Annotated in this window: 13 protein-coding genes; 9 read left to right on the forward strand and 4 right to left on the reverse strand. The window is 32.4% G+C overall.

Annotated elements, in window-relative coordinates:
- Positions 1–496: 496 nt before the first annotated feature.
- Positions 497–1,171, reverse strand: a complete 675-nt coding sequence (locus tag H2650_RS09630; RefSeq protein ID WP_188050599.1) for a DUF4294 domain-containing protein — start codon at positions 1,169–1,171, stop codon at positions 497–499.
- Between the two features lie 81 nt (positions 1,172–1,252).
- Between H2650_RS09630 and H2650_RS09635 the strand changes: the two genes are divergently transcribed.
- The 9 genes from H2650_RS09635 to H2650_RS09675 all read left to right on the forward strand — a co-directional run bounded on the left by H2650_RS09635 (position 1,253) and on the right by H2650_RS09675 (position 16,311).
- Positions 1,253–2,341: a M42 family metallopeptidase gene (locus H2650_RS09635; RefSeq protein ID WP_188050600.1), complete on the forward strand. Its 1,089-nt coding sequence runs from the start codon at positions 1,253–1,255 to the stop codon at positions 2,339–2,341.
- Between the two features lie 114 nt (positions 2,342–2,455).
- Positions 2,456–3,136: a response regulator transcription factor gene (locus H2650_RS09640; protein WP_188050601.1), complete on the forward strand. Its 681-nt coding sequence runs from the start codon at positions 2,456–2,458 to the stop codon at positions 3,134–3,136.
- On the forward strand, positions 3,133–4,494 hold the full coding sequence (locus H2650_RS09645) for a HAMP domain-containing sensor histidine kinase (protein WP_188050602.1): 1,362 nt from the start codon (positions 3,133–3,135) through the stop codon (positions 4,492–4,494). The genes H2650_RS09640 and H2650_RS09645 overlap by 4 nt, the downstream gene beginning before the upstream one ends.
- Before the next feature lie 74 nt (positions 4,495–4,568).
- Positions 4,569–5,816: a TolC family protein gene (locus H2650_RS09650; protein WP_188050603.1), complete on the forward strand. Its 1,248-nt coding sequence runs from the start codon at positions 4,569–4,571 to the stop codon at positions 5,814–5,816.
- A 125-nt stretch (positions 5,817–5,941) separates the two neighbouring features.
- Positions 5,942–7,027, forward strand: a complete 1,086-nt coding sequence (locus H2650_RS09655) for an efflux RND transporter periplasmic adaptor subunit (RefSeq protein WP_188050604.1) — start codon at positions 5,942–5,944, stop codon at positions 7,025–7,027.
- Positions 7,028–7,030: 3 nt separating this feature from the next.
- On the forward strand, positions 7,031–10,129 hold the full coding sequence (locus H2650_RS09660) for an efflux RND transporter permease subunit (RefSeq protein ID WP_188050605.1): 3,099 nt from the start codon (positions 7,031–7,033) through the stop codon (positions 10,127–10,129).
- 400 nt (positions 10,130–10,529) lie between these two features.
- Positions 10,530–11,612: an efflux RND transporter periplasmic adaptor subunit gene (locus H2650_RS09665; RefSeq protein ID WP_188050606.1), complete on the forward strand. Its 1,083-nt coding sequence runs from the start codon at positions 10,530–10,532 to the stop codon at positions 11,610–11,612.
- Between the two features lie 28 nt (positions 11,613–11,640).
- Positions 11,641–14,859, forward strand: a complete 3,219-nt coding sequence (locus H2650_RS09670; RefSeq protein ID WP_188050607.1) for an efflux RND transporter permease subunit — start codon at positions 11,641–11,643, stop codon at positions 14,857–14,859.
- Positions 14,860–14,877: 18 nt separating this feature from the next.
- Positions 14,878–16,311, forward strand: coding sequence for a TolC family protein (locus tag H2650_RS09675; RefSeq protein WP_188050608.1), 1,434 nt, complete (start codon positions 14,878–14,880; stop codon positions 16,309–16,311).
- A 737-nt stretch (positions 16,312–17,048) separates the two neighbouring features.
- Here H2650_RS09675 and H2650_RS09680 read toward each other — a convergent pair.
- From H2650_RS09680 to H2650_RS09690, 3 genes are all read right to left on the reverse strand, one after another.
- A complete protein-coding gene (locus tag H2650_RS09680; protein WP_188050609.1) occupies positions 17,049–18,002 on the reverse strand; it encodes a phosphoribosylaminoimidazolesuccinocarboxamide synthase in 954 nt (317 codons plus the stop codon).
- Positions 18,003–18,420: 418 nt separating this feature from the next.
- A complete protein-coding gene (locus tag H2650_RS09685) occupies positions 18,421–20,769 on the reverse strand; it encodes a prolyl oligopeptidase family serine peptidase (RefSeq protein ID WP_188050610.1) in 2,349 nt (782 codons plus the stop codon).
- A gap of 44 nt (positions 20,770–20,813) precedes the next feature.
- Complete coding sequence (locus H2650_RS09690) at positions 20,814–21,623, reverse strand: Cof-type HAD-IIB family hydrolase (RefSeq protein WP_188050611.1); 810 nt, start codon at positions 21,621–21,623, stop codon at positions 20,814–20,816.
- Between the last annotated feature and the right edge of the window lie 21 nt (positions 21,624–21,644).

Genomic DNA, 21,644 nt, shown 5'->3' on the forward strand with positions numbered 1-21,644 from the left:
TAGGTACAACGATACTAGAATTTACATTAACACTGTTTTTTACACCTATATATAGGTAGGAGTTTCTTTTTTAGCACAATCAAATGTCAATATAATATCGAGTTATGCAATTCTCTTTGAAATCTAAAAACACTTAAGGATTGCTATTGTTGTATTATATATAGGTAAAGCAATACTACCATTTATAAAACCGCTGTTTTTTACACCTATATATAAGTAGTTGTTTTTTTTCTTACCTATATATAGGTGTAGGAATCCTATTGAACAGATTCTGTGGTCTAGAATAGTAAATTTGTTTATTAAGTCTAATCTCTTATAACAGCCTTAGAAAAACAAACCCGCGTTAGGGATGGCAGTGTAAAGCCCACAGTCAAGTGAAGTATAACGGAACTTGACGAGGACTTGAAGCGAATAGCCCGACCCATTCTAAAAAGAGGCTATAACCGAACTCGGATATAGCCTCTTTTTTAGAATGGGAAACGCCAAAAGGAAAATTTTAATTTGCTTTAGCTGCTTTAGTCAACCATGATTCATTGAGATTTCCAATATCAATAGGTGTTGCCGTTTTTTGATTTTGTAACCTACCAGATTCAAAAGCTCCTACTAATATGGTTTCTATTAAATAATCTTCGTTTACCTCATAAGGTGCGTACTTTGATTTTAAGTTGATATCAAACATACTTGCAGCTGTATTAGACCAAAAGGCTTTCCAGCCACTTTTAAGATTCTTAACTAATTCAAAAGTGGTGCTACCAGTCTGACGATGTATTAATTTGACTAGAATTCGTCCTTGTCCTCTGGATAGTTTTTTGAGTTTGGCTTCAAATTCGTCGTTTAGATAATGCTCTACTATACTAAAATATCTTTTTTTCTCCTTACTTGTTTTAAGATTAGCCATTCCTTTATTCAAATTCGTCAAACGCTCTGAGGCTAATTTTGCATAAGGATAGGTTACGTATACTCGGTTTTGAAGGATCAAAAATTGCTTTCTTGCATCAGAACTCATTTTATCCTTGTATATTAATATTTCAGGTAGCTGAATGGTATCGTTAAGTATAGCGTCATCCTCTCGTAACTCATACCCCATTTTTGTAGTATCCTGAGCAATAATTTGAGCATTTACAGCAACAGCACCGAAAAGAAATAAAATAAAGAATTTAACTACCTTCATATAATAAATTTTAATTACCAAAATTATACATTTAATACACAACTGTAATACCAAAATCTTAATTTAGCAAAAAATTATTTTATGAGCACAAAATCGATATTAAAGGAATCCTCTATCACATTTTTAGAACAATATTTAAATAACGCATCTCCAACAGGATTTGAAGCTGAAGGTCAAAAAATATGGATGAATTATTTAAAACCTTATGTAGATACATTTATAACAGATACTTACGGAACTGCAGTTGGAGTCATTAATCCAGATGCACCTTATAAGGTAGTGATTGAAGGACATGCCGACGAAATTTCATGGTATGTAAATTACATTACTGATGACGGACTAATCTATGTGATTCGAAATGGAGGTTCTGATCACCAAATTGCACCATCAAAACGCGTGAACATTCATACTAAAAAAGGAATTGTTAAAGGTGTTTTTGGTTGGCCAGCAATTCATACTCGAAACAGAGGAAAAGAAGAAGTAGCCAAAGTAGACAATTTATTCATTGACATAGGTTGTGAAACTAAAGAAGAAGTAGATAAAATGGGTGTACACGTAGGTTGTGTAATCACTTATCCTGACGAATTTATGATTTTGAATGAAAATAAATTTGTTTGTCGTGCCATTGATAACCGCATGGGCGGATTTATGATTGCTGAAGTAGCGCGTTTGCTACATGAAAACAACATCAAATTACCTTTTGGATTATACATTACTAACTCTGTTCAGGAAGAAGTTGGTCTTCGTGGTGCCGAAATGATTACTAAAACAATAAAACCTAATGTAGCAATTGTTACTGATGTTTGTCACGACTCTACTACGCCAATGATCGATAAGAAAATTGAAGGCGAAACAAAAATAGGTAAAGGTCCAGTAGTTACTTACGCTCCGGCGGTTCAAAATAATTTGAGAGAATTAATTTTAGAAACAGCAATGGCTAAGGAAATTCCGTTTCAGCGACTAGCTTCATCTCGAGTTACGGGAACAGATACGGACGCTTTTGCTTATAGCAATGGCGGCGTTGCATCTGCACTAATCTCCTTACCTTTACGTTATATGCATACTACTGTCGAAATGGTTCACCGCGATGACGTAGAAAATGTAATAAAATTGATCTATGAAACGCTATTGAAATTAGAAAATGAAGAGACTTTTTCTTATTTTAAATAATATTTTAAGGAGCTAATCCCGCTATCCGCTTTATCTTTTGTCCCGAAACCCGGGACAAAAGGATATCGCTCCTATCGGGGCTAAAGAAAGAATAAATACAAATTTAATTTTTTTATGAAAATTCTACTACTCGAAGATGATTTTACTTTATCAAAAGAAATTGCAACATTTTTTACTTCAAAATCTTATGAATGCACCCCATTTTACGATGGTCTATTGCTTGTAAAAAAATACAAAGCTAATGCTTATGATTTGATCATTCTAGACATTAATGTTCCAGGAAAAAACGGAATTGAAGTCTGTAAAGCGATTAGAGAATTGGATAAAAAAACTCCCATTATAATGTTAACGGCTTTTAGTGAAATCGAAGACAAACTTTCTTCATTCGAAAATGGAGCCGATGATTATCTAGTAAAACCTTTTCATTTTGATGAATTATACGCCAGAGTAATTGCTTTATTAAGACGAAAAGACATTCCACAGCAAACAAAAGATAAAATTAGTATTCATAATTTAGATATATTTGAAACGGAAATGAAAGTTTTTCGTTCAGACGAAGAGATTAAATTGACTCCAAAAGAGTTTAAATTGCTATTAACATTAGCCAATGCCAATGGAAATGTACTGTCAAAGCAATTTATTGCAGAAAAATTGTGGGATTATCATATAGAAACCAATCAAAATACAATTGAAGTTTACATCAACTTTTTAAGAAAAAAAATAGATAAAGACCATCCCGTAAAATTGATTCATACCAAAATAGGATATGGTTATTATTTAAAAGAGTCCGAATGACATTAAATAACAGAATATCACTTTTAGTAAGTTTACTCTTCACCGTCTTGTTTGGCTTGGCTTCAACATTGATATTTATATTATATGCTAATTTTAGAAAAGAGGAATTTAGAGATCGATTAGAAGTAAAAGCACTTTCGAATATAAAACTACTCGTAAATGTTAAAAAGGTAGATAAGCAATTATTAAAAATGATTGATCAAAATACCATTAACAAACTTTACAATGAAAAAACATTAATTTTTGATTCTAATTATCGCTTGATTTATAGCAGCATTGATGATGCAAAAATCAATTGGTCCGTTAATGACCTAAAATATCTTAAAACACATAAAACACTTTTTAAACAACAAGGTAATTATGAAGTATATGGTATCTTTTATGATACTAATTACGAAGATTATTACGCGTTAATCTCTGCAACGGATGATTACGGCAAGCGAAAATTACTTTATTTGCGTTTTATTCTGATTATTTCTTATATCGTTTTTACTGCAATTTGTTGGGTATTGACTTCATTTACTGTCAAAAAAATCATGCATCCTTTGGGTATTTTTCATCAAAAAATAAGAGATATAAATGCAAACAACCTTGATAGTAGAGTTGAAGTTCGAAGTAAAAAAAATGAAATCGACTTGATTGCTAGCGAGTTTAATTTTATGATGGACCGAATTGAAATTTCGTATCAAAAACAAAAAGAATTTACGGCTCACGCTTCTCATGAACTACGTACTCCTTTGTCTAGAATAACCTCTCAAATAGAAAACAATATTGCTCTCAAAGAAACAGATCAAAACGCTAAAAATTTCTTAAACACCATTCTTGGTGACGTCAATCAATTAACAGAACTTATAAATTCTTTGTTGATTCTGTCCAAATTGGAGAATAAAAAATACGAAAACAAAGAAATTTATCGACTAGACGAAATTCTATTTACTGCGATTGAGAAGTTGAACAAAATATTTCCTGATTTTGTTATCCTTTTTGAAATGGAAGAAAGTGACAATTTAGATTCGCTTTTAGAAATTACTGGAAATAAAAAGTTACTAGAAATTGCGATTAGTAATATTCTAAAAAATGCTTTTACTTATTCGGATAATCAACAAGCGATAGTAAAAATTAAAGTTGATGGAGAGCAACTAATTATCTCCGTTTCAAACACTGGAAGAACATTAACTGCTAAGGAACAAAAAAATCTTTTTCAACCTTTTATGCGTGGTGAAAACGCTAATGGAACCACTGGTTTTGGTCTTGGTTTACGTATTGTACAGCGAATCCTTACGCTTCATAATGCTAAAATTTTATATAAAAATCCTGAAGAAAATACTAATTTATTCCTACTGATTTTTCATACTTAAGGTCTTTTTAAGGTTGAAATTAAGGCTTCTTAAAGATAGCCAGAACATCTTTGTATCCAACAAAAAAGGATATAATGAAAAAATTAATTGGATTAGTACTACTCTTATTTCTAAATCAAGTTGTTTTCGGTCAAAAAATAGTTACAGTTAAAGACTGCGAAAACATTTTTTTAGAGAACAATCTTGTATTGTTAGCCTCACATTACAATATTGATGCTTCAAAAGCACTCATTATTCAGGCACGTATTTGGGATAATCCCACATTTACGGCTGATTTGAATGCGTATAATCCAGAAAAAGAAAAGTATTTCTACAATGGATCACAAGGAGCTAAATCTTTTGGGATTGAACAACTCATCTACTTAGGAGGAAAAAAACGCAATGAAGTAAAATTAGCGCAAGCTACTGCAAAGCAAACCGAATTGGAATTTGATGAATTGCTTCGAACCTTAAAATTTCAATTGCGTAAAAGTTTCTACACAGTTTACTTCAATTCAAAAAATCTTGAAACCATAGACAGACAGCTGTCACATATTGAAGATTTAATAAGCTCTTATTCAGTACAAACTCAAAAAGGGAATTTGCCTTTGAAAGATTTGGTGCGTTTACAATCTTTGTTTTTAAATTTTAAAAATGACAGAATTGAAGTCGTAAACAGTACGATAGAGGAACAAGCAAACTTAAAATTACTGCTGAACGAAAGTGAAAATGTTGTTCCAACACTGACTGACATTGATTTTGAAAAATATACTAAAGAAATCAGCCTTGATGCCAAAGTATTAGAAAACATAGCCATAGAAAGTCGCCCTGATTATCTGCAACAGCAAAAAAACATTGAAATCAATGAGTTGAATATAAAATATCAAAAATCACTTGCAATTCCGGACTTAACTTTAGGATTAGCTTACGCACAACGTGGAGGCGCCTTTCATAATCAAAAAAATGTAACACTTGGAATACCATTGCCACTATGGAACAAAAATAAAGGAAACATACAAGTTGCTAAAGCTTTATTAGAACAATCAAAATTAGAAAAACAAGCCTTTGATTTACAGCTTCAAACTGAAATTGCTTCTAATTGGAACAAATGGAATGAGTCTCGAAAAAACTATCAGTTATTAAATCCTAAAATAAATGCTGATTTTGAAATGGTGTACAAAGGTATTTTAGAAAATTTTCAGAAAAGAAATATCAGCTTACTTGAGTTTACTGATTTCATGGAAAGTTACAATCAAGCAGCGATTCAAATGAATGAGTTAAAGAAAAAATTAGTCCTTTCTGGAGAAGAATTTAACAGTACCATCAATAAGGATCTATTTTAAAATACCATTCATAAAATCCTCATAACGAATAGCAAACATTCAATTGTAAATAAAAATAAATTAGGCAAATTACACTTGCCTCGCAGCAGTATGCGACAGATACATAACCAAATAAAAGAAACAAAATGAATTATAAAACACTTATAGGAATTGGCTTAGTTGTATTAGCCATGACAAGTTGTAAGCAAGAAGAAGAAAAGCAAGAAACAGCAACCACATTTGTGCTAAGCGACAAAATGCTAAAAACAACCACAACAGCTGTAGCAACAAAAGAAGCGGTACGAAATGAATTAAGTTTTTATGGAAAAATTACTACGGACGACAATAATGCAATTGATGTCTATCCACTTGTTGGCGGAAACGTGGTTAAAGTAAATGTTGAACTTGGAGATTATGTAAAAAAAGGTCAAGTATTAGCAGTGATAAAAAGTACTGATATTGCTGATTTTGAAAAGCAAATGGTAGATGCTAAAAGTGATTTATTGGTAGCCAAAAATAACTTAAAGGTTTCTCAAGAATTATTTGAAGGAAAATTAAATTCGGAGAGAGAAGTACTTCAAGCAAAAGGAGAAGTCGATAAAGCGGCTTCACAATTGAATAAAATTCAGCAAACCTATAAAATTTATAATATAAAAAGTGGCTCTTTATATGAAGTAACAGCACCAATAAGCGGTTTTATAATTCAAAAAAGCATTAATCAAAACATGCTTTTGAGAAATGATCGCTCTGAAAATATTTTTGATATTGCCGAAATCAGCGAAGTTTGGGCTATGGCTAATGTCAACGAAAGTGATATTGAAAAAGTAAAATTAGGAGAAGATGCAGCCATTACCACTTTGAGTTATCCGGATAAAGTTTTTAATGGAAAAGTAGATAAAATTTTTAACGTGATTGATCCTAATACGAAAGCCATGAACGCTAGAATAAAACTGCAAAACAAGGATTTTCTCTTAAAACCGGATATGAACGCCACAATTAAATTATCATTTGAAGAAGATAAATCTATGATTGCGGTTCCAAGTACTGCCATCATTTTTGACAAAAGTAAAAACTATGTTTTGATCTATAAAGATCGTAATAACATTAAAACCAGACAAGTTGAAGTGTACAGACAAGTAAGCGGTACGACCTATATTTCTAGTGGACTAGAAGAAAACGAAAAGGTAATTACCACCAATCAATTGTTTATTTATGATGCTTTAAACGAATAAAACATGAACAAATTTATCAAAAATATTATTGCTTTTTCTATTAAGAACAAGGCATTTACTTTCTTTTGGGTAGGCGTTTTGGCCGTTGCAGGCTTTATCGCTTTCAAAAATATGCCTATTGAAGCATTTCCTGATGTAACTAATACTCAAATTACGATTATCAGTCAATGGAATGGCCGAAGTGCTGAAGAAATTGAGCGCTTTGTGACTTCTCCCATTGAAATTGCATTAAATCCAGTACAGAAAAAAACCAGTGTTCGTAGTGTCACTATGTTTGGTTTATCGGTAATCAAAATTATATTTGACGACGGTGTCGATGATGTTTTCGCTCGCCAACAAGTCAATAATTTATTAAAAAATGCCTCTTTGCCGGATGGTGTAGATGCCGATGTACAGCCGCCATATGGTCCAACTGGCGAAATCTTCAGGTATACGCTTCAAAGTAAAAATAGAGATACTAGAGATTTATTAACCATACAAAACTGGACAATTGACAAGCAGTTGCGTGCCGTTCCCGGAATTGCTGATATTGCTGTTTTTGGCGGTCAAGAAAAAACATACGAAGTAGGTGTTGATCCTGTCAAACTGGCTCGCTATAATATTACACCCTTGCAAGTTTTTGAAGCTGTAAATGGGAGTAATCTAAATGTTGGTGGTGATGTAATAGAAAAAAATGGACAAGCGTATGTAGTTCGAGGAGTTGGTTTATTAAGTTCTATTGCAGATATCGAAAATATAATTGTTGACGATGCAAACGGAAACCCTGTTTTGGTAAAAAACGTAGCTTCTGTTTATGAAAGTTCCTTACCGCGAGTAGGCCAAGTGGGTCTTAACGACAAAGATGATGTGGTAGAAGGAATTGTAGTAATGCGAAAAGGGGAGAATGCAAAGGAAGTTTTGGCTTTGGTAAAAGCAAAAATAGATGAACTGAATAACTCAATTCTTCCAAAAGACGTAAAAATGGTTACTTTTTACGACCGTGATAATTTGATGAATTTCACCACCGAAACTGTAATGCACAATTTACTGGAAGGAATTATTCTGGTTACCTGCATCGTATTTTTATTCATGGCCGATTGGCGCACCACTTTTACGGTTTCAATTGTAATTCCACTATCGTTACTTTTTGCCTTTTTATGTCTGAAATTAATGGGAATGAGTGCCAATTTATTGAGCCTTGGTGCAGTCGATTTTGGTATTATCATTGATGGCGCCGTCGTGATGGTCGAAGGTTTATTTGTAGTTCTCGATCGTAAAGCTAAAGATGTTGGAATGGAAAAATTTAACAAATTAGCCAAAGGCAGCTTAATAAAAAATACAGGAACTGAAATGGGTAAATCTATTTTCTTTTCAAAATTGATTATTATAACGGCTTTGCTCCCAATATTTTCTTTCCAGAAAGTAGAAGGAAAAATGTTCTCTCCCCTAGCCTTTACACTAGGTTTTGCTTTAATTGGAGCGTTACTTTTTACCTTAACCTTAGTTCCCGTTTTGTCGCATTTACTACTGAATAAAAATGTTCGCGAAAAACACAATCCATTTGTTGATTTTTGGGATCGAATTGTAGAAAAAGGTTTTAGATGGAGTTTTAAACATAAGGTTAAATCATTGACTGCTTCAATAGTTTTATTAGTGGTTGTTGTTATTTCTGGTACTTTTTTAGGGACAGAATTTTTACCACAACTCAACGAAGGTTCACTTTGGATCACTGCAGAAATGCCAATGAGTAGTTCTTTACAAGGATCGATGAAAGTCACCAATGAATTGAAAGCGGTCTTATTATCCTTTGAAGAAGTAGATGGCGTTATTTCTCAAACGGGTAGAAGTAATGACGGAACAGATCCAAATGGTTTTGGTTTCGTACAGTTTCAAGTGAATTTAAAACCCAAAAAAGAATGGAAAAGAAAAATTTCCCAAGATGCATTAGTCGATCAAATGGACAAAAAGTTGAAGCAATTTCAAGGAATAACCTATAATTATTCTCAGCCGATTTCTGATAATGTCTCGGAGGCCGTTGCAGGTTTTAAAGCAGCAAATGGAGTCAAAATTTATGGAGATGATTTGGTAAAAATTGATAGTATTGCTAATATTGTCTTGAAAGAGATCAAAAATATCCCCGGAATTAAAGATGCAGGTTTAATTCGCAATCTTGGTCAACCAGAAATTAGCGTAGTATTAAATCGTGAAAAAATGGCTGCTTACGGAGTTATGCTAAATGATGCTCAAGCTGTTCTAGAACTCGCTTTTGGTGGAAAAACAGCAACTCAAAAATATGAAGATTCAAAGAAATTTGATGTTCGTATTCGTTATGCTAAAGAATATCGTAAAGATGAAATTGATATACGTGATCTAAAAGTGCCAACAAAAAGTGGTGCTAAAATTCCATTAAAAGAAATATCTGATGTTAAAAAAATTACGGGTCCAGCCTTTATTTATAGAGACAACACGAAGCGATTTATTGGTGTAAAATTTTCTGTACGAGATCGAGATTTAGGAGGTACTATTGCGGAAGCGCAAGAAAAAGTAGCTAAAATCGAACTTCCAACTGGTTATTCTATAGGATGGACCGGAGAATTTGAAAACCAAGTGCGTGCAAGTGAAAGATTAGCACAAGTGGTTCCTATCAGTTTAATTGGGATATTTATTTTATTGTTCCTCTTATTCGGAAATATCAAGGATTCGCTGTTAGTTTTAGCCAATGTTCCTTTTGCCATTATTGGCGGAATTATAGCATTGCATGTTACCGGAATGAATTTCGGAATTTCTGCAGGTGTTGGTTTTATCGCCCTTTTAGGGATTTGTATTCAAAATGGTGTCATCTTAATTTCAGAATTCCATCATAATCTAAAAGCCAAACTGTCGCTGGAAGAATCGATATTCGTAGGAGTAAAAGCAAGAACCAGAGCAGTTGTAATGACAGCGCTTATGGCTTCAATAGGATTATTACCAGCAGCAATTTCTACAGGAATTGGTTCTGAATCGCAAAAACCACTAGCTGTTGTAATTATTGGCGGATTGATTACCGCCACTATTTTGACTTTATTGATATTCCCAATTATATTTTGGATTTTCAACAGAAAAAAACATGCTCCAATAGAATAAAAAATTATTAGTTGTTTGGTTAGAAAGGCATCATTATTCATTTATAATGGTGTCTTTTTTTTGAAATCAATTTGCAATACGAATTCACGGACTATTCCTTATTACTACTATTTACTCTCTTTGATTTACCTTATTTCTTTTTTAAGTTTTTTTTAAGGTCAATTTTAAGGTCTCTTAAAGCCCATCGATAGCATCTTTGTTCTATCAAAAAAGATCAAATGAAACAAATATTGATATTATCAGCTTTATTATTTGAAAATCAATACAGTAATCCACCAAACTAGTTTCTCTACCACTATCTTTTTGATTCGATTTAGAATTTATTATTCTAAACATACCTTCCACAGATTATTTTCTTAAAGTTTCCAAACCTTAATAATCTACTAAAAATATTGATAAAATGAATAAAATTGTAACTCTTATAGGCATCTGCGCCATAATGAATTTAACAAGCTGCAAATCTGATGTAAAAAAAGAGGCAGAAATAGCTGAAATTACTGTTACTTCTCCAGTAATAAAAGATACCACATTTACAAAGGAATATATTGCTCAAATACAGTCCATACAAAATGTAGAACTTAGAGCACAAGAAAAAGGTTACCTAGAAAACATCTACGTAGATGAAGGTAGAACCGTAAAGGCAGGACAATTATTGTTTAGCATTATGCCTAAATTATATGAAGCTGAATACTTGAAAGCTAAAGCCGATTATAGAATGGTTCAAATTGAATTTCAAAATACTAAAGTTTTAGCTGATAAAAATATTGTTTCTAAATCAGAACTAGCGATGTCTAAAGCAAAATTAGAGGAAGCTAATGCAGATTTATCATTAGCAGAGACCCATTTGTCATTCACTAAAATTAAAGCCCCTTTTGAAGGAACTATTGACAGAATTTTATTCAAAAAAGGAAGTTCTATAGATGAAGGTACTGTATTAACCAAAATTTCAAATAATAAAGAAGTCTATGCTTATTTTAATATGTCAGAAGTAGAGTATTTAAATTATAAATCTCGTGCAACTAAAGACATAAATAACAAAGCTACTTTACTATTATCTAATGGAGAACAACATAAATATCCCGGTCAAATTGAAACTATTGAAAGTGAATTTGATAACAATACGGGAAACATTGCCTTTAGAGCAAAATTTCCAAATCCTGAATTACTTCTAAAAAACGGAGAAACTGGAAAAGTAAGATTGACTGTTCCTATTACAAATGCACTACTTATTCCGCAGAAAGCAACCTTCGAAATTCAGGACAAAATATATGTTTTTGTTATGGATAAAAACAATGTAGTTCACTCTCGAAATATTGAAGTAAAACAACGATTATCTAATGTTTACATCATAGAATCAGGATTATCTCCAGATGATAAAATACTTATAGATGGACTTCAAACGGTAAAAGAAGATGAGAAAATCAAACCTAAAATGGTTTCTGCAACATCGATTTTCAATAGTTTAGAATTAATCAAACAATAGATAAATTTAATCCTATAAAGTAACTATTATGTTTAATAAATTTATTCAAAGACCTGTTCTTTCTATTGTTATCTCCCTTATCATTGTTTTTTTAGGAGGATTAGCATTAATTCAATTACCAATTACTCAATTCCCATCTATTTCTCCGCCAAAAGTTAATATCGTAGCTGAATATCCAGGTGCTAATGGCGAATTGATGGTCAAATCAGTAGTAATTCCATTAGAAAGAGCCTTAAACGGTATTCCTGGAATGAAATACATTGCTTCGGATGCTGGTAATGATGGTGAAGCTTCTATTCAAGCCGTATTTGAATTAGGAACTGATCCCAATATTGCGGCAGTAAATGTTCAAAATCGTGTCGCTGCTGTTGTAAATAAACTTCCTCCAATCGTTGTTAGAGAAGGGGTAAAAATCACACGTGAAGAATCTAACATGCTGCTTTACATCAATTTGTACAGTAAAGATCCTAAACTAGATGTAAATTTCCTTTACAATTATGCCGATATTAATATGCTTTCAGAGTTGAAGCGTGTGGATGGTGTAGGATTTGCAGATGTTCTAGGAGACAGAGAATATTCGATGCGTGTTTGGTTAAAACCGGACAGAATGTTGGCTTACAAAGTATCTTCAGAAGAAGTTATGAAATCGCTTGACGATCAAAGTTTTGAAGCATCTCCTGGAAGATTAGGAGAAAGTTCTGGAAAAAAATCACAAGCATTTGAATATGTTTTAAAATATCCAGGACGTTATACAACTAAAGAACAATATGAAAATATTGTAATTCGTTCTAATGCCAACGGAGAATTACTCAGATTAAAAGATATAGCTGAAGTTGAATTTGGAAATGCGTATTACAATTTATATTCCAAATTAAACGGAAAACCTTCGGCAGCCATTGTAATCAAACAATCTTACGGAAGTAATGCCAGCGATGTAATTAAGAATGTAAAAAAGAAATTAGAAGAAATAAAAGGCGAATCCTTTCCAAAAGGAATGGATTATGAAATTGGATATGATGTTTCTAAATTTCTAGACGCTTCGATCGAAAAAGTAATTCACACTTTAGTAGAGGCATTTTTACTAGTTTCACTAGTGGTTTTTGTATTCTTAGGAGATTGGCGTTCAACATTAATTCCTGCTATTGCAGTTCCTGTTTCGTTAATCGGAACGTTCTTTTTCATGCAACTGTTTGGAATTACAGTCAACTTAATTACTTTATTCGCATTAGTTTTAGCAATTGGTATTGTGGTCGATGATGCCATAGTCGTCGTCGAGGCCGTCCATGCAAAAATGGAAGAATTTCATGTCAATGCATTGGAAGCTACAAAAATGGCCATGAAAGATATTGGAGGTGCCATTATCGCTATTACCTTAGTTATGGCAGCTGTATTTATTCCAGTTTCATTCATGTCGGGTCCTGTTGGAATTTTTTACAGACAGTTTTCGGTTACCATGGCTACGGCAATTATTTTGTCCGGTATTGTAGCGCTAACATTTACGCCTGCATTATGTGCTATGATGTTGAAAAACGTACATGGAGTACCTAAAAAAGACACGGTTTTAAATAGATTATTAGCCAAATTCAATAACTGGTTTAATGGCTTGCAAGGAAAATACCAAAAACTGGTTACTCTTATTGTGAACAGAAGAGTGATTACTGTATTAGTATTATTAGTATTTTGTTTGGGAACTTATTTCTTAAGTTCAACTGTACCATCGGGATTTATACCTAATGAAGATCAAGGTTTATTCTATGCGGTGATACAAACTCCACCAGGATCTACTTTAGAAAGAACCGATGAAATTGCAGATCAATTGCAAAAAATTGCTTCTGGAATGGACGAAGTAAAATCAGTTTCAACGATGTCAGGTTATGAAATATTATCTGAAGGTACTGGATCTAATACAGGAAGTGTATTGGTAAATCTAAAAGGTTGGGACGAAAGAAAACATACGTCTCAACAAGTAATGGATGAATTAGAAGAAAAATCTAAAAACATCAAAGGAGCAACTATTGAGTTTTTCCCTCCTCCTGCTGTTCCTGGTTATGGTGCTGCTGGTGGATTTGAACTTCGTGTAGTGGATAAAATTGGTACTGGTGATTTCAAAAAAATGGAAAAAGTCACTAAAGATTTTGTCAAAGAATTAGGCAAAAGACCCGAACTTTCTTCTGTGTTTACTTTTTATAGTGCCAGTTTCCCTCAATATATGTTGAAAGTAGATAATGATAAAGCACAACAAAAAGGAGTTTCAATATCCGATGCTATGGATAATTTATCCACACTTATCGGAAGTAATTATGAAACCAGTTTTATAAAATACGACCGACAATACAAAGTAATGGTTCAAGCTTTGCCACAATACAGAGCAATGCCAGAAGATGTTTTGAAATTATACACCAAAAATGATGCAGGAGAAATGGTACCATACGGCGCCTTTATGACAGTTGAAAAAGTATTTGGTCTTTCTGAAATTACGAGACACAATCTGTACAATGCTTCTGAAATAAGTGGTGGTCCTGCTGCAGGTTATAGTAGTGGAACAGCCTTAAAAGTAGTTGCGGAAGTAGCCAAACAAACCTTACCAAAAGGATTTGGAATCGAATGGGCGGGAATTTCTATCGATGAATCCAGACAAGGAAATCAAGCTGTTTATATTTTCCTGATCTCTTTAATATTTGTTTATCTGGTACTTTCGGCACAATATGAAAGTTTTATGTTGCCTTTGCCAATTATTTTATCGTTACCTGTTGGAATATTTGGAGCTTTCTTTTTACTGAAAGTATTGGGATTAGAAAATAACATTTACGCTCAAATTGCCATGGTCATGCTTATTGGTATCTTAGGTAAAAATGCGGTTTTGATAGTCGAGTTTGCCGTACAAAGGCACGCTGCAGGACTCACCGCCATGCAAGCCGCCATCGAAGGAGCTACGGCGCGTCTTCGTCCTATTTTGATGACTTCTTTTGCTTTTATTGCTGGATTAATTCCGTTGGTTTTTGCCTCTGGTCCTGGAGCTGTTGGTAACAGAACTATTGGAGCTGCTGCTGCTGGAGGAATGTTATTCGGAACTATTTTCGGTGTAATTATCATCCCTGGATTGTATTACATCTTTGCAAAAATTTCAGAAAAACACATTCTAATTGAAGGAGAAGAAGAAGGAACACTGACAGAAGGTTTAAGAGATTATCTAAAAGGAATCTTCAAGATTACAAAAAGAAAAAAGAATAAAAAGAATGATCTTTAATCTTAGAAATTTAAGAAAATGAACGTACAAAAAAATTATTATAAAATAGGAATTATAGCTCTTTTTGCAACTTTTACGAGTTGCAAAATGCTTGCTCCTGTTGAAAGTATAGAAAAACCAGAATTACCCGTATCTTTTGCAGATTCAAAAGACACGATTAATTCTGCTACTATAAAATGGAAAAGCTTTTTTTCTGATAAGAATCTCCAAAGCCTTATTGATACTGCTCTTACCAATAACATTGACTTGCAAATGACCTTGCAAGATATTGAAATAGCAAGAAATGATGTTAGAATTAAAAAAGGCTTGTTTCTACCAACTGTTTCTGGTGGTTTAGCTGTTGGAACTGAAAAAGTAGGTCGTTATACAAGCACTGGTGCGGGTGATGCATCAACTGATATCACTCCGGGACATACCGTTCCTGAAACACTAAATGATTTTTCTCTAGGCATTCGTGCCAGTTGGGAAGTTGATATTTGGAAAAAATTGCGAAATTCTAAAAAAGCAGCAGCAACACGCTATCTTGCTACTATTGAAGGCAAAAATTTTGTTGTAACTAATTTGGTTGCCGAAATTGCCAATTCGTATTATGAATTACTTTCATTAGACAATCAAATGGATGTGATTAAAGAAACCATTCAGCTACAGAAAAATGCTTTAGAAATTGTAAAAGTTCAAAAAGATGCGGCAAGAGTAACTTTATTAGCCGTAAGAAAATACGAAGCCGAAGTTTTAAATTCTGAAAGTCTAGAGTTTGATATTAAACAACAAATTAAAGAAAACGAGAACAAAATTAATTTTCTTTTAGGAAGATATCCACAAACAATTGTCAGAGATAAAACAGTTTTTGAAAGTCAAATTCCAATACAAATTAATTCAGGAATTCCATCTCAATTATTGGCCAATCGTCCTGACATAAAACAAGCAGAATTAGAGTTGTTCGCTACTAGATGTGATGTCAAAGCTGCTCAAGCTGAATTTTATCCATCATTTTCCATTTCAGGAGGATTAGGTTTTCAAGCGTTTAAACCGTCATTACTTTTCACAACACCAGAATCTTTAGCGTATTCATTACTTGGAGAATTAACGGCTCCTTTAATTAATAGAAATGCAATAAAAGCCGAATTTAATAAGGCGAAAGCATATCAAGTTCAAGCAATGTACAATTATCAAAAAACAATTTTGAATGGTTATGTTGAAGTGTCAAATGAACTATCGAATATTAAAAACTTAGAACAATTGTACGCTTTAAAAAGTAAAGAAGTAGAAGCTTTAAATAGTTCAATATCTATTTCAAACGATTTATTCAGATCTTCTAAAGTAGATTATTTTGAAGTTTTAATGACGCAAAGAGATGCTCTTTCTTCAAAACTAGAATTAATTGAAGCAAAGAAAAGAGAATTTAATGCCGTTGTGAATGTGTACAAAGCATTAGGAGGAGGATGGAATTAATTTAATTCCTTTAAATTTTATAACAATAATAGTTTTCTTGTAGGTTGATAAAAGGCATCATTATTAATTTAATGATGCCTTTTTGAATTTAGACTTCACTTAAAATTGGTTTACTCGTGAACAATATCTTTTAATAAAATTTGTATTTTTATTACATTTACTTCAAATAATTGTGTAGTAATATAACACCAATCAAAAACTCTAAACAAAGCTAGAAAAAAGTGTGAAAAATGTTTTATTAGAGAATATCCTAAATTTAATTCTACAAAAGAATTTGAAGTGTTTCTAGCAGAATTTGATAAAAAAATAGCAAAGTCAATAATTTTCATTAATCAAGGGGAATACAAAGCAGATAATCATACAATATATCTATGCAATAATTGTTAAACAATATGGTGGCTTTCTGATCCTGATAATCATTGGTGTGGATATTTTATGATAGATACAAATGCTAAAAAGCTTATTGACAAAGATGACCGAAATGGGAAAATCCATAAATATGGATGTTTGTCAATATTTATAATTCTGATCACTTTCACTTTGTTTAGATTAATTTCATAAAAAAGTGGCATCATATAACAGCTAATGCTTTACTGCTTTTTTGGCTAAATTTAAAAATGATTTAATACTTGCAAAATGTGTTTTTAATGGAAAAATAAATCTTACACTAAAAAGCAAAAAACCGCAATTCAAATTTAAACTGCGGTTTTTCTATTATTTATATTCTTTATTAGAAATTATCTATTTGCCAAATAAGCTACAACATTTTTCTCGATCCTTTCATTGATATTTGAGATATCTGCTTTTACAAATTTCTCTCCAAGGATATTCTCGTATAATTCGATATATCTTTCAGAAACCGTTTCAATATATTCGTCAGTCATATTCGGGATTTGTTGCCCTTCTAAACCTTGAAAACCATTTTCAATTAACCAGCGACGAACAAACTCTTTTGACAATTGTTTTTGTTCTTCTCCTTTATCTTGTCTTTCTTGATATCCTTCAGCATAGAAATAACGAGAAGAATCTGGTGTGTGAATTTCGTCAATTAAAACAATAACTCCGTCTCTAGTTTTCCCAAATTCGTATTTAGTATCTACTAAAATTAATCCACGACTTGCAGCAATCTCAGTTCCTCTTTGAAACAAAGCTCTAGTATATTTTTCTAAAACTAAATAATCTTCTTCGGTAACAATTACTTTTGATAAAATAGCTTCTCTAGAAATATCTGCATCGTGTTCGCCATTATCTGCTTTTGTAGTTGGCGTTATGATTGGTTCTGGAAATTTATCATTTTCTTTCAACCCTTCTACCATTTTAACTCCACAAATTTCTCTTTTTCCAAGAGCGTATTCGCGTGAAGCATGACCTGATAAATAACCACGAATTACCATTTCTACCTTAAAAGGTGTACATAAATGACCTACAGCAACACTTGGATCTGGAGTAGCAATCAACCAGTTTGGTACAATATCCTGAGTCAACTCCATGAATTTTGTAGCAATTTGATTCAGAATTTGCCCTTTATACGGAATTCCTTTAGGTAAAACTACATCAAAAGCCGAAAGCCTGTCTGTAGCCACCATCACTAAAAGGTCATCATTTATATTATAAACTTCTCTTACTTTACCTCGGTAAACCGATTTTTGATTAGGAAAATTAAAGTCGGTTGTCGTAATTGTATTACTCATCTTTGTTAAGTGTTGTGTTGTTGTTTTTGCAAAAATAGGTTGTTTGAAAGAGATACACAAAATTGTTGAAACATTATTCAGAACAAACGCATTGGTTTAAATAAAATAAAATTTAGCCACGAATTACACGAAAATCACAAATTTTGTGGATTTAATATTACACCAATTCTTTACTTTTTAAAAATTAGTGCAATTAGTTTTTCAGAATCACTAAAATTTGTGTCAATTTGTGTCAACAAATTTAGCCACGAATTACACGAAAATCACGAATTGCAATTACCTCAATATCATACGAATTATTTACTGCCTAAAAATTCGTGTAATTGATTTTTTATAATCACTTCCATTTGTGCAAATTCGTGTAATTCGTGGCAGAAATGACTAAAATTTTAATCTAGCATTACTTCTACTAAACGATCTATTTTTTAAGCAACGTGCTATTGAATAAATCTAAAATTCGGCTGTATTCATCTACCCAAGAATAAGTTTCCTTAAAACCATGCGCTTCTACAGGGAAAGAAGAAAGGCTCCAATTTTTCTTGCCAAGTTCTATAAAACGTTGCGATAAACGAACAATATCTTTGTATTCCACATTATCATCAACCATTCCGTGAAGCATCAATAATTTTCCTTGCAGATTATCAGCAAAATAAATAGGAGAACTTTTTTTGTAAGCTTCTGGATCCGTTTCTGGAAAATTCAGAATGTTTCCAGTATACCCATGATTGTAATGTGCCCAATCTGTTACAGATCGCAATGCAGCACCCGAAGCGAATTCGTTTGGAGTAGTCAACATTCCCATCAACGTAATAAAACCGCCGTAAGAACCTCCGTAAATCCCTACTCTACTCGCATCAATTCCTAAATTTTTAACTAAATAATTTTTACCATCAATTTGATCTGATAAATCTTTTCCGCCCATAAAACGGTAGATTCCAGTTCTAAAATCACGTCCGTAGCCATCACTTGCTCTGTAATCAATATCCAAAACAGTATAACCTAAATCAGTCAATAAGTTATGAAACATGTATTCTCTATGGTAACTACTCCAATAATTATGTGCATTTTGCAAATATCCTGCGCCATGTACAAAAAGAATAGCTGCTTTATTCGCATTGCTTGTTTCTGGTTTGTACAAACGGGCATAAACATCAGTTCCATCTTGAGCTTTAAAAGTAATCACTTCTGGTTCACGCCATTTATAAGACTTAAAAGCTTCAGTGGTAGAATTCGTTATTTGGCTAAGGGTAGTATTTTTTTTGTTGGCTGCCACGTACAATTCCCAAGGTTTATTTTTATACGAATAGCGAACTAAAAGCGTATTTTCATCTGGAGACAAACTCACTTCATGAGCTCCATCTTTCGTTAAAATAGGTTGCAAAATAGCATTTGAAACTTCTAATTTGTAGAAATTTCTATTTCCAGGATGCGTAGTATTAGTCGTTAAATAAAAAGATTTTTTATCCTTTGCCAAAGTGACATCGCGAACTTCCCAATTTCCTTTTGTCAATTGTACTTTCTTTTTTGACTTTAAATTATAAGTGTATAAATGAGAAAAACCGGTTACTTCTGATTGAAAATAAATTGTTTCATTATCTCCTAGAAATCCAAGTGTTCCACCGGAATAAGAATAAGAAGGAATTCCAGGTCCACCAATCCAAGCTTCATCATGTTGATGCTCTAATTCTTGAAAAGTACCGTTCTCCAAATTTAAACTTACAATCCAACGGTCTTTATTATCCTGACTTCTAATTTCAGAAATGGCATAAGATCCATCTTCATTATAAATGGGCTCTTGAACTACTATTAATTTATCTTTTTTCTCAGTAGTTTTTGATTTTTCATAAGATTCTAAATATTTTGGAACATCCTGAATATGGCTCAAAGATGAAAAATTAACAAAATAAACAGAATCTTTAGCCACACTATAAATTCCAAATTTCGTTGTGAGTAATTTGTCTACTGAAACTTTTTCTTTAGTCTCTTCAGTTTGGTTATAACCATCTGCAGTAATAAAAAGTTCCATTTTTTCATTCTTACGCTCTACCTCTTCTATGAGTCTGAAAGTAGCAAAATTTCCTTTTGGAGAAGCCTTTAGACTTCCAAAATTATATTTTCCATAATAATAAGGTTTTGGAAAATCAGACTTAGTCAATTTCGATTTCGCCAAATTCCAATTTTTTAAGGCCTCTTGATCTCTAACAAATTGAAATAATTCCTGTTGTTGACTTTTCAAAAAAGAGTCTTTTTCGGTTGATTTATCTTCTCCTTTTCCTCGTTTAAAATTAGTAATCTGAATAATTGAACCTTGATTCGTATTAAACTGAAATAAATTTTCGTTTTGTTTGAAGTACAAAACTCCTGCATCGGAACCCATTTGCAAACCAGAAATGGGATTGTTTTGTTGGTATAACTTTTTGCTAGTCTTCGTTTTTAAAGAATATGAAAACAAACGTCCTTTATCAATATAGTAATACAAATCGGGATTGGATGACTTTTTAAAATCAATTTTAGAAAAAGCTGCCTCACTTGCAGTTGCTAATTCTGGCTTTGACATTCCATTTTTCCAGAAATAAGTACTACTTCCTAATTCATTAGTTGGATTCCAATCAAAATATATTTTTTGTCCCTCTAAAGACCATCTTTCATTTTCTGGCTGTGCACCAATGAAAGTGTTTCCTTTCATGATTTCTTCCATTTTTAAAGCTTGACTTTGCGCTACAACGGAGAACAAAATGAAAAAGGATAAAATTGTTTTATTATTCATACTATGGTTATTTATTGTGGTTTTTGGTTTTAAATTATAGTTTATTATAAAAATTGTTCCGACAAATAAGTAGCAACACCATCTTGATCATTTGACAAAATGGTTTCAAGATGCGGAAGTGTATCCATCAAACTTTGAGGTGCATTTCCCATTATTAAAGCTTTTCCAGTCGATTTCAACATTTTTTCATCATTAAAACCATCTCCAAAGGAAATAGTTTCTTCAAAAATAAAATTCTCCAATTCTAAAATTTTACCAATAGCAATACTTTTATCAACGGATTTGTCCATAAATTCTAAACAAAAGGGAAGACTAAAAGCATGATTAAACGTATCAGCATAATTTGATAAAATTTGATCCTTCAAATCAACTAATTTTTGGTGATTATGGTGTGTAAAAAATAGTTTTATCGATTTAAAATCTTCCAATTTATTAAAATCAACGATTTCAGGTATGTATTTTGACTCTTCCGAAAAGCTATTCAGTTTATCATTATTATGATTGGTTTGCCAATTGTTTTCTTTGAAAAGTACGGAAGTAATCTCCGAATCAATGTCAAGCTCAAAAATACTTTTTACAACATCACTTTCCATATCTATTGAATACAAAAGCTCATTATCTGGTGAGTGAATTCGAGCACCATTTGAAGTGACTAAATAAACGGGGCAATCTAAACCCGACACAATACTTTGTGCATCCAGATGATGCCGTCCGGTTGCCACAATTAGTAAATAATTTTGCTGGTGTAATTCTTGAAAGATAGCTTTAGTATATGCAGAAATCTTATGGTCTGAATTGAGTAAAGTTCCGTCTAAATCCGTAATAATTACTTTAATTTTATCTTTTAATATCATTTAATTTTTGACTATCCTATT

Origin of the sequence: Flavobacterium sp. GP15 (assembly GCF_014281985.1) — a bacterium.
Taxonomy (GTDB): Bacteria; Bacteroidota; Bacteroidia; order Flavobacteriales; family Flavobacteriaceae; genus Flavobacterium; species Flavobacterium pygoscelis.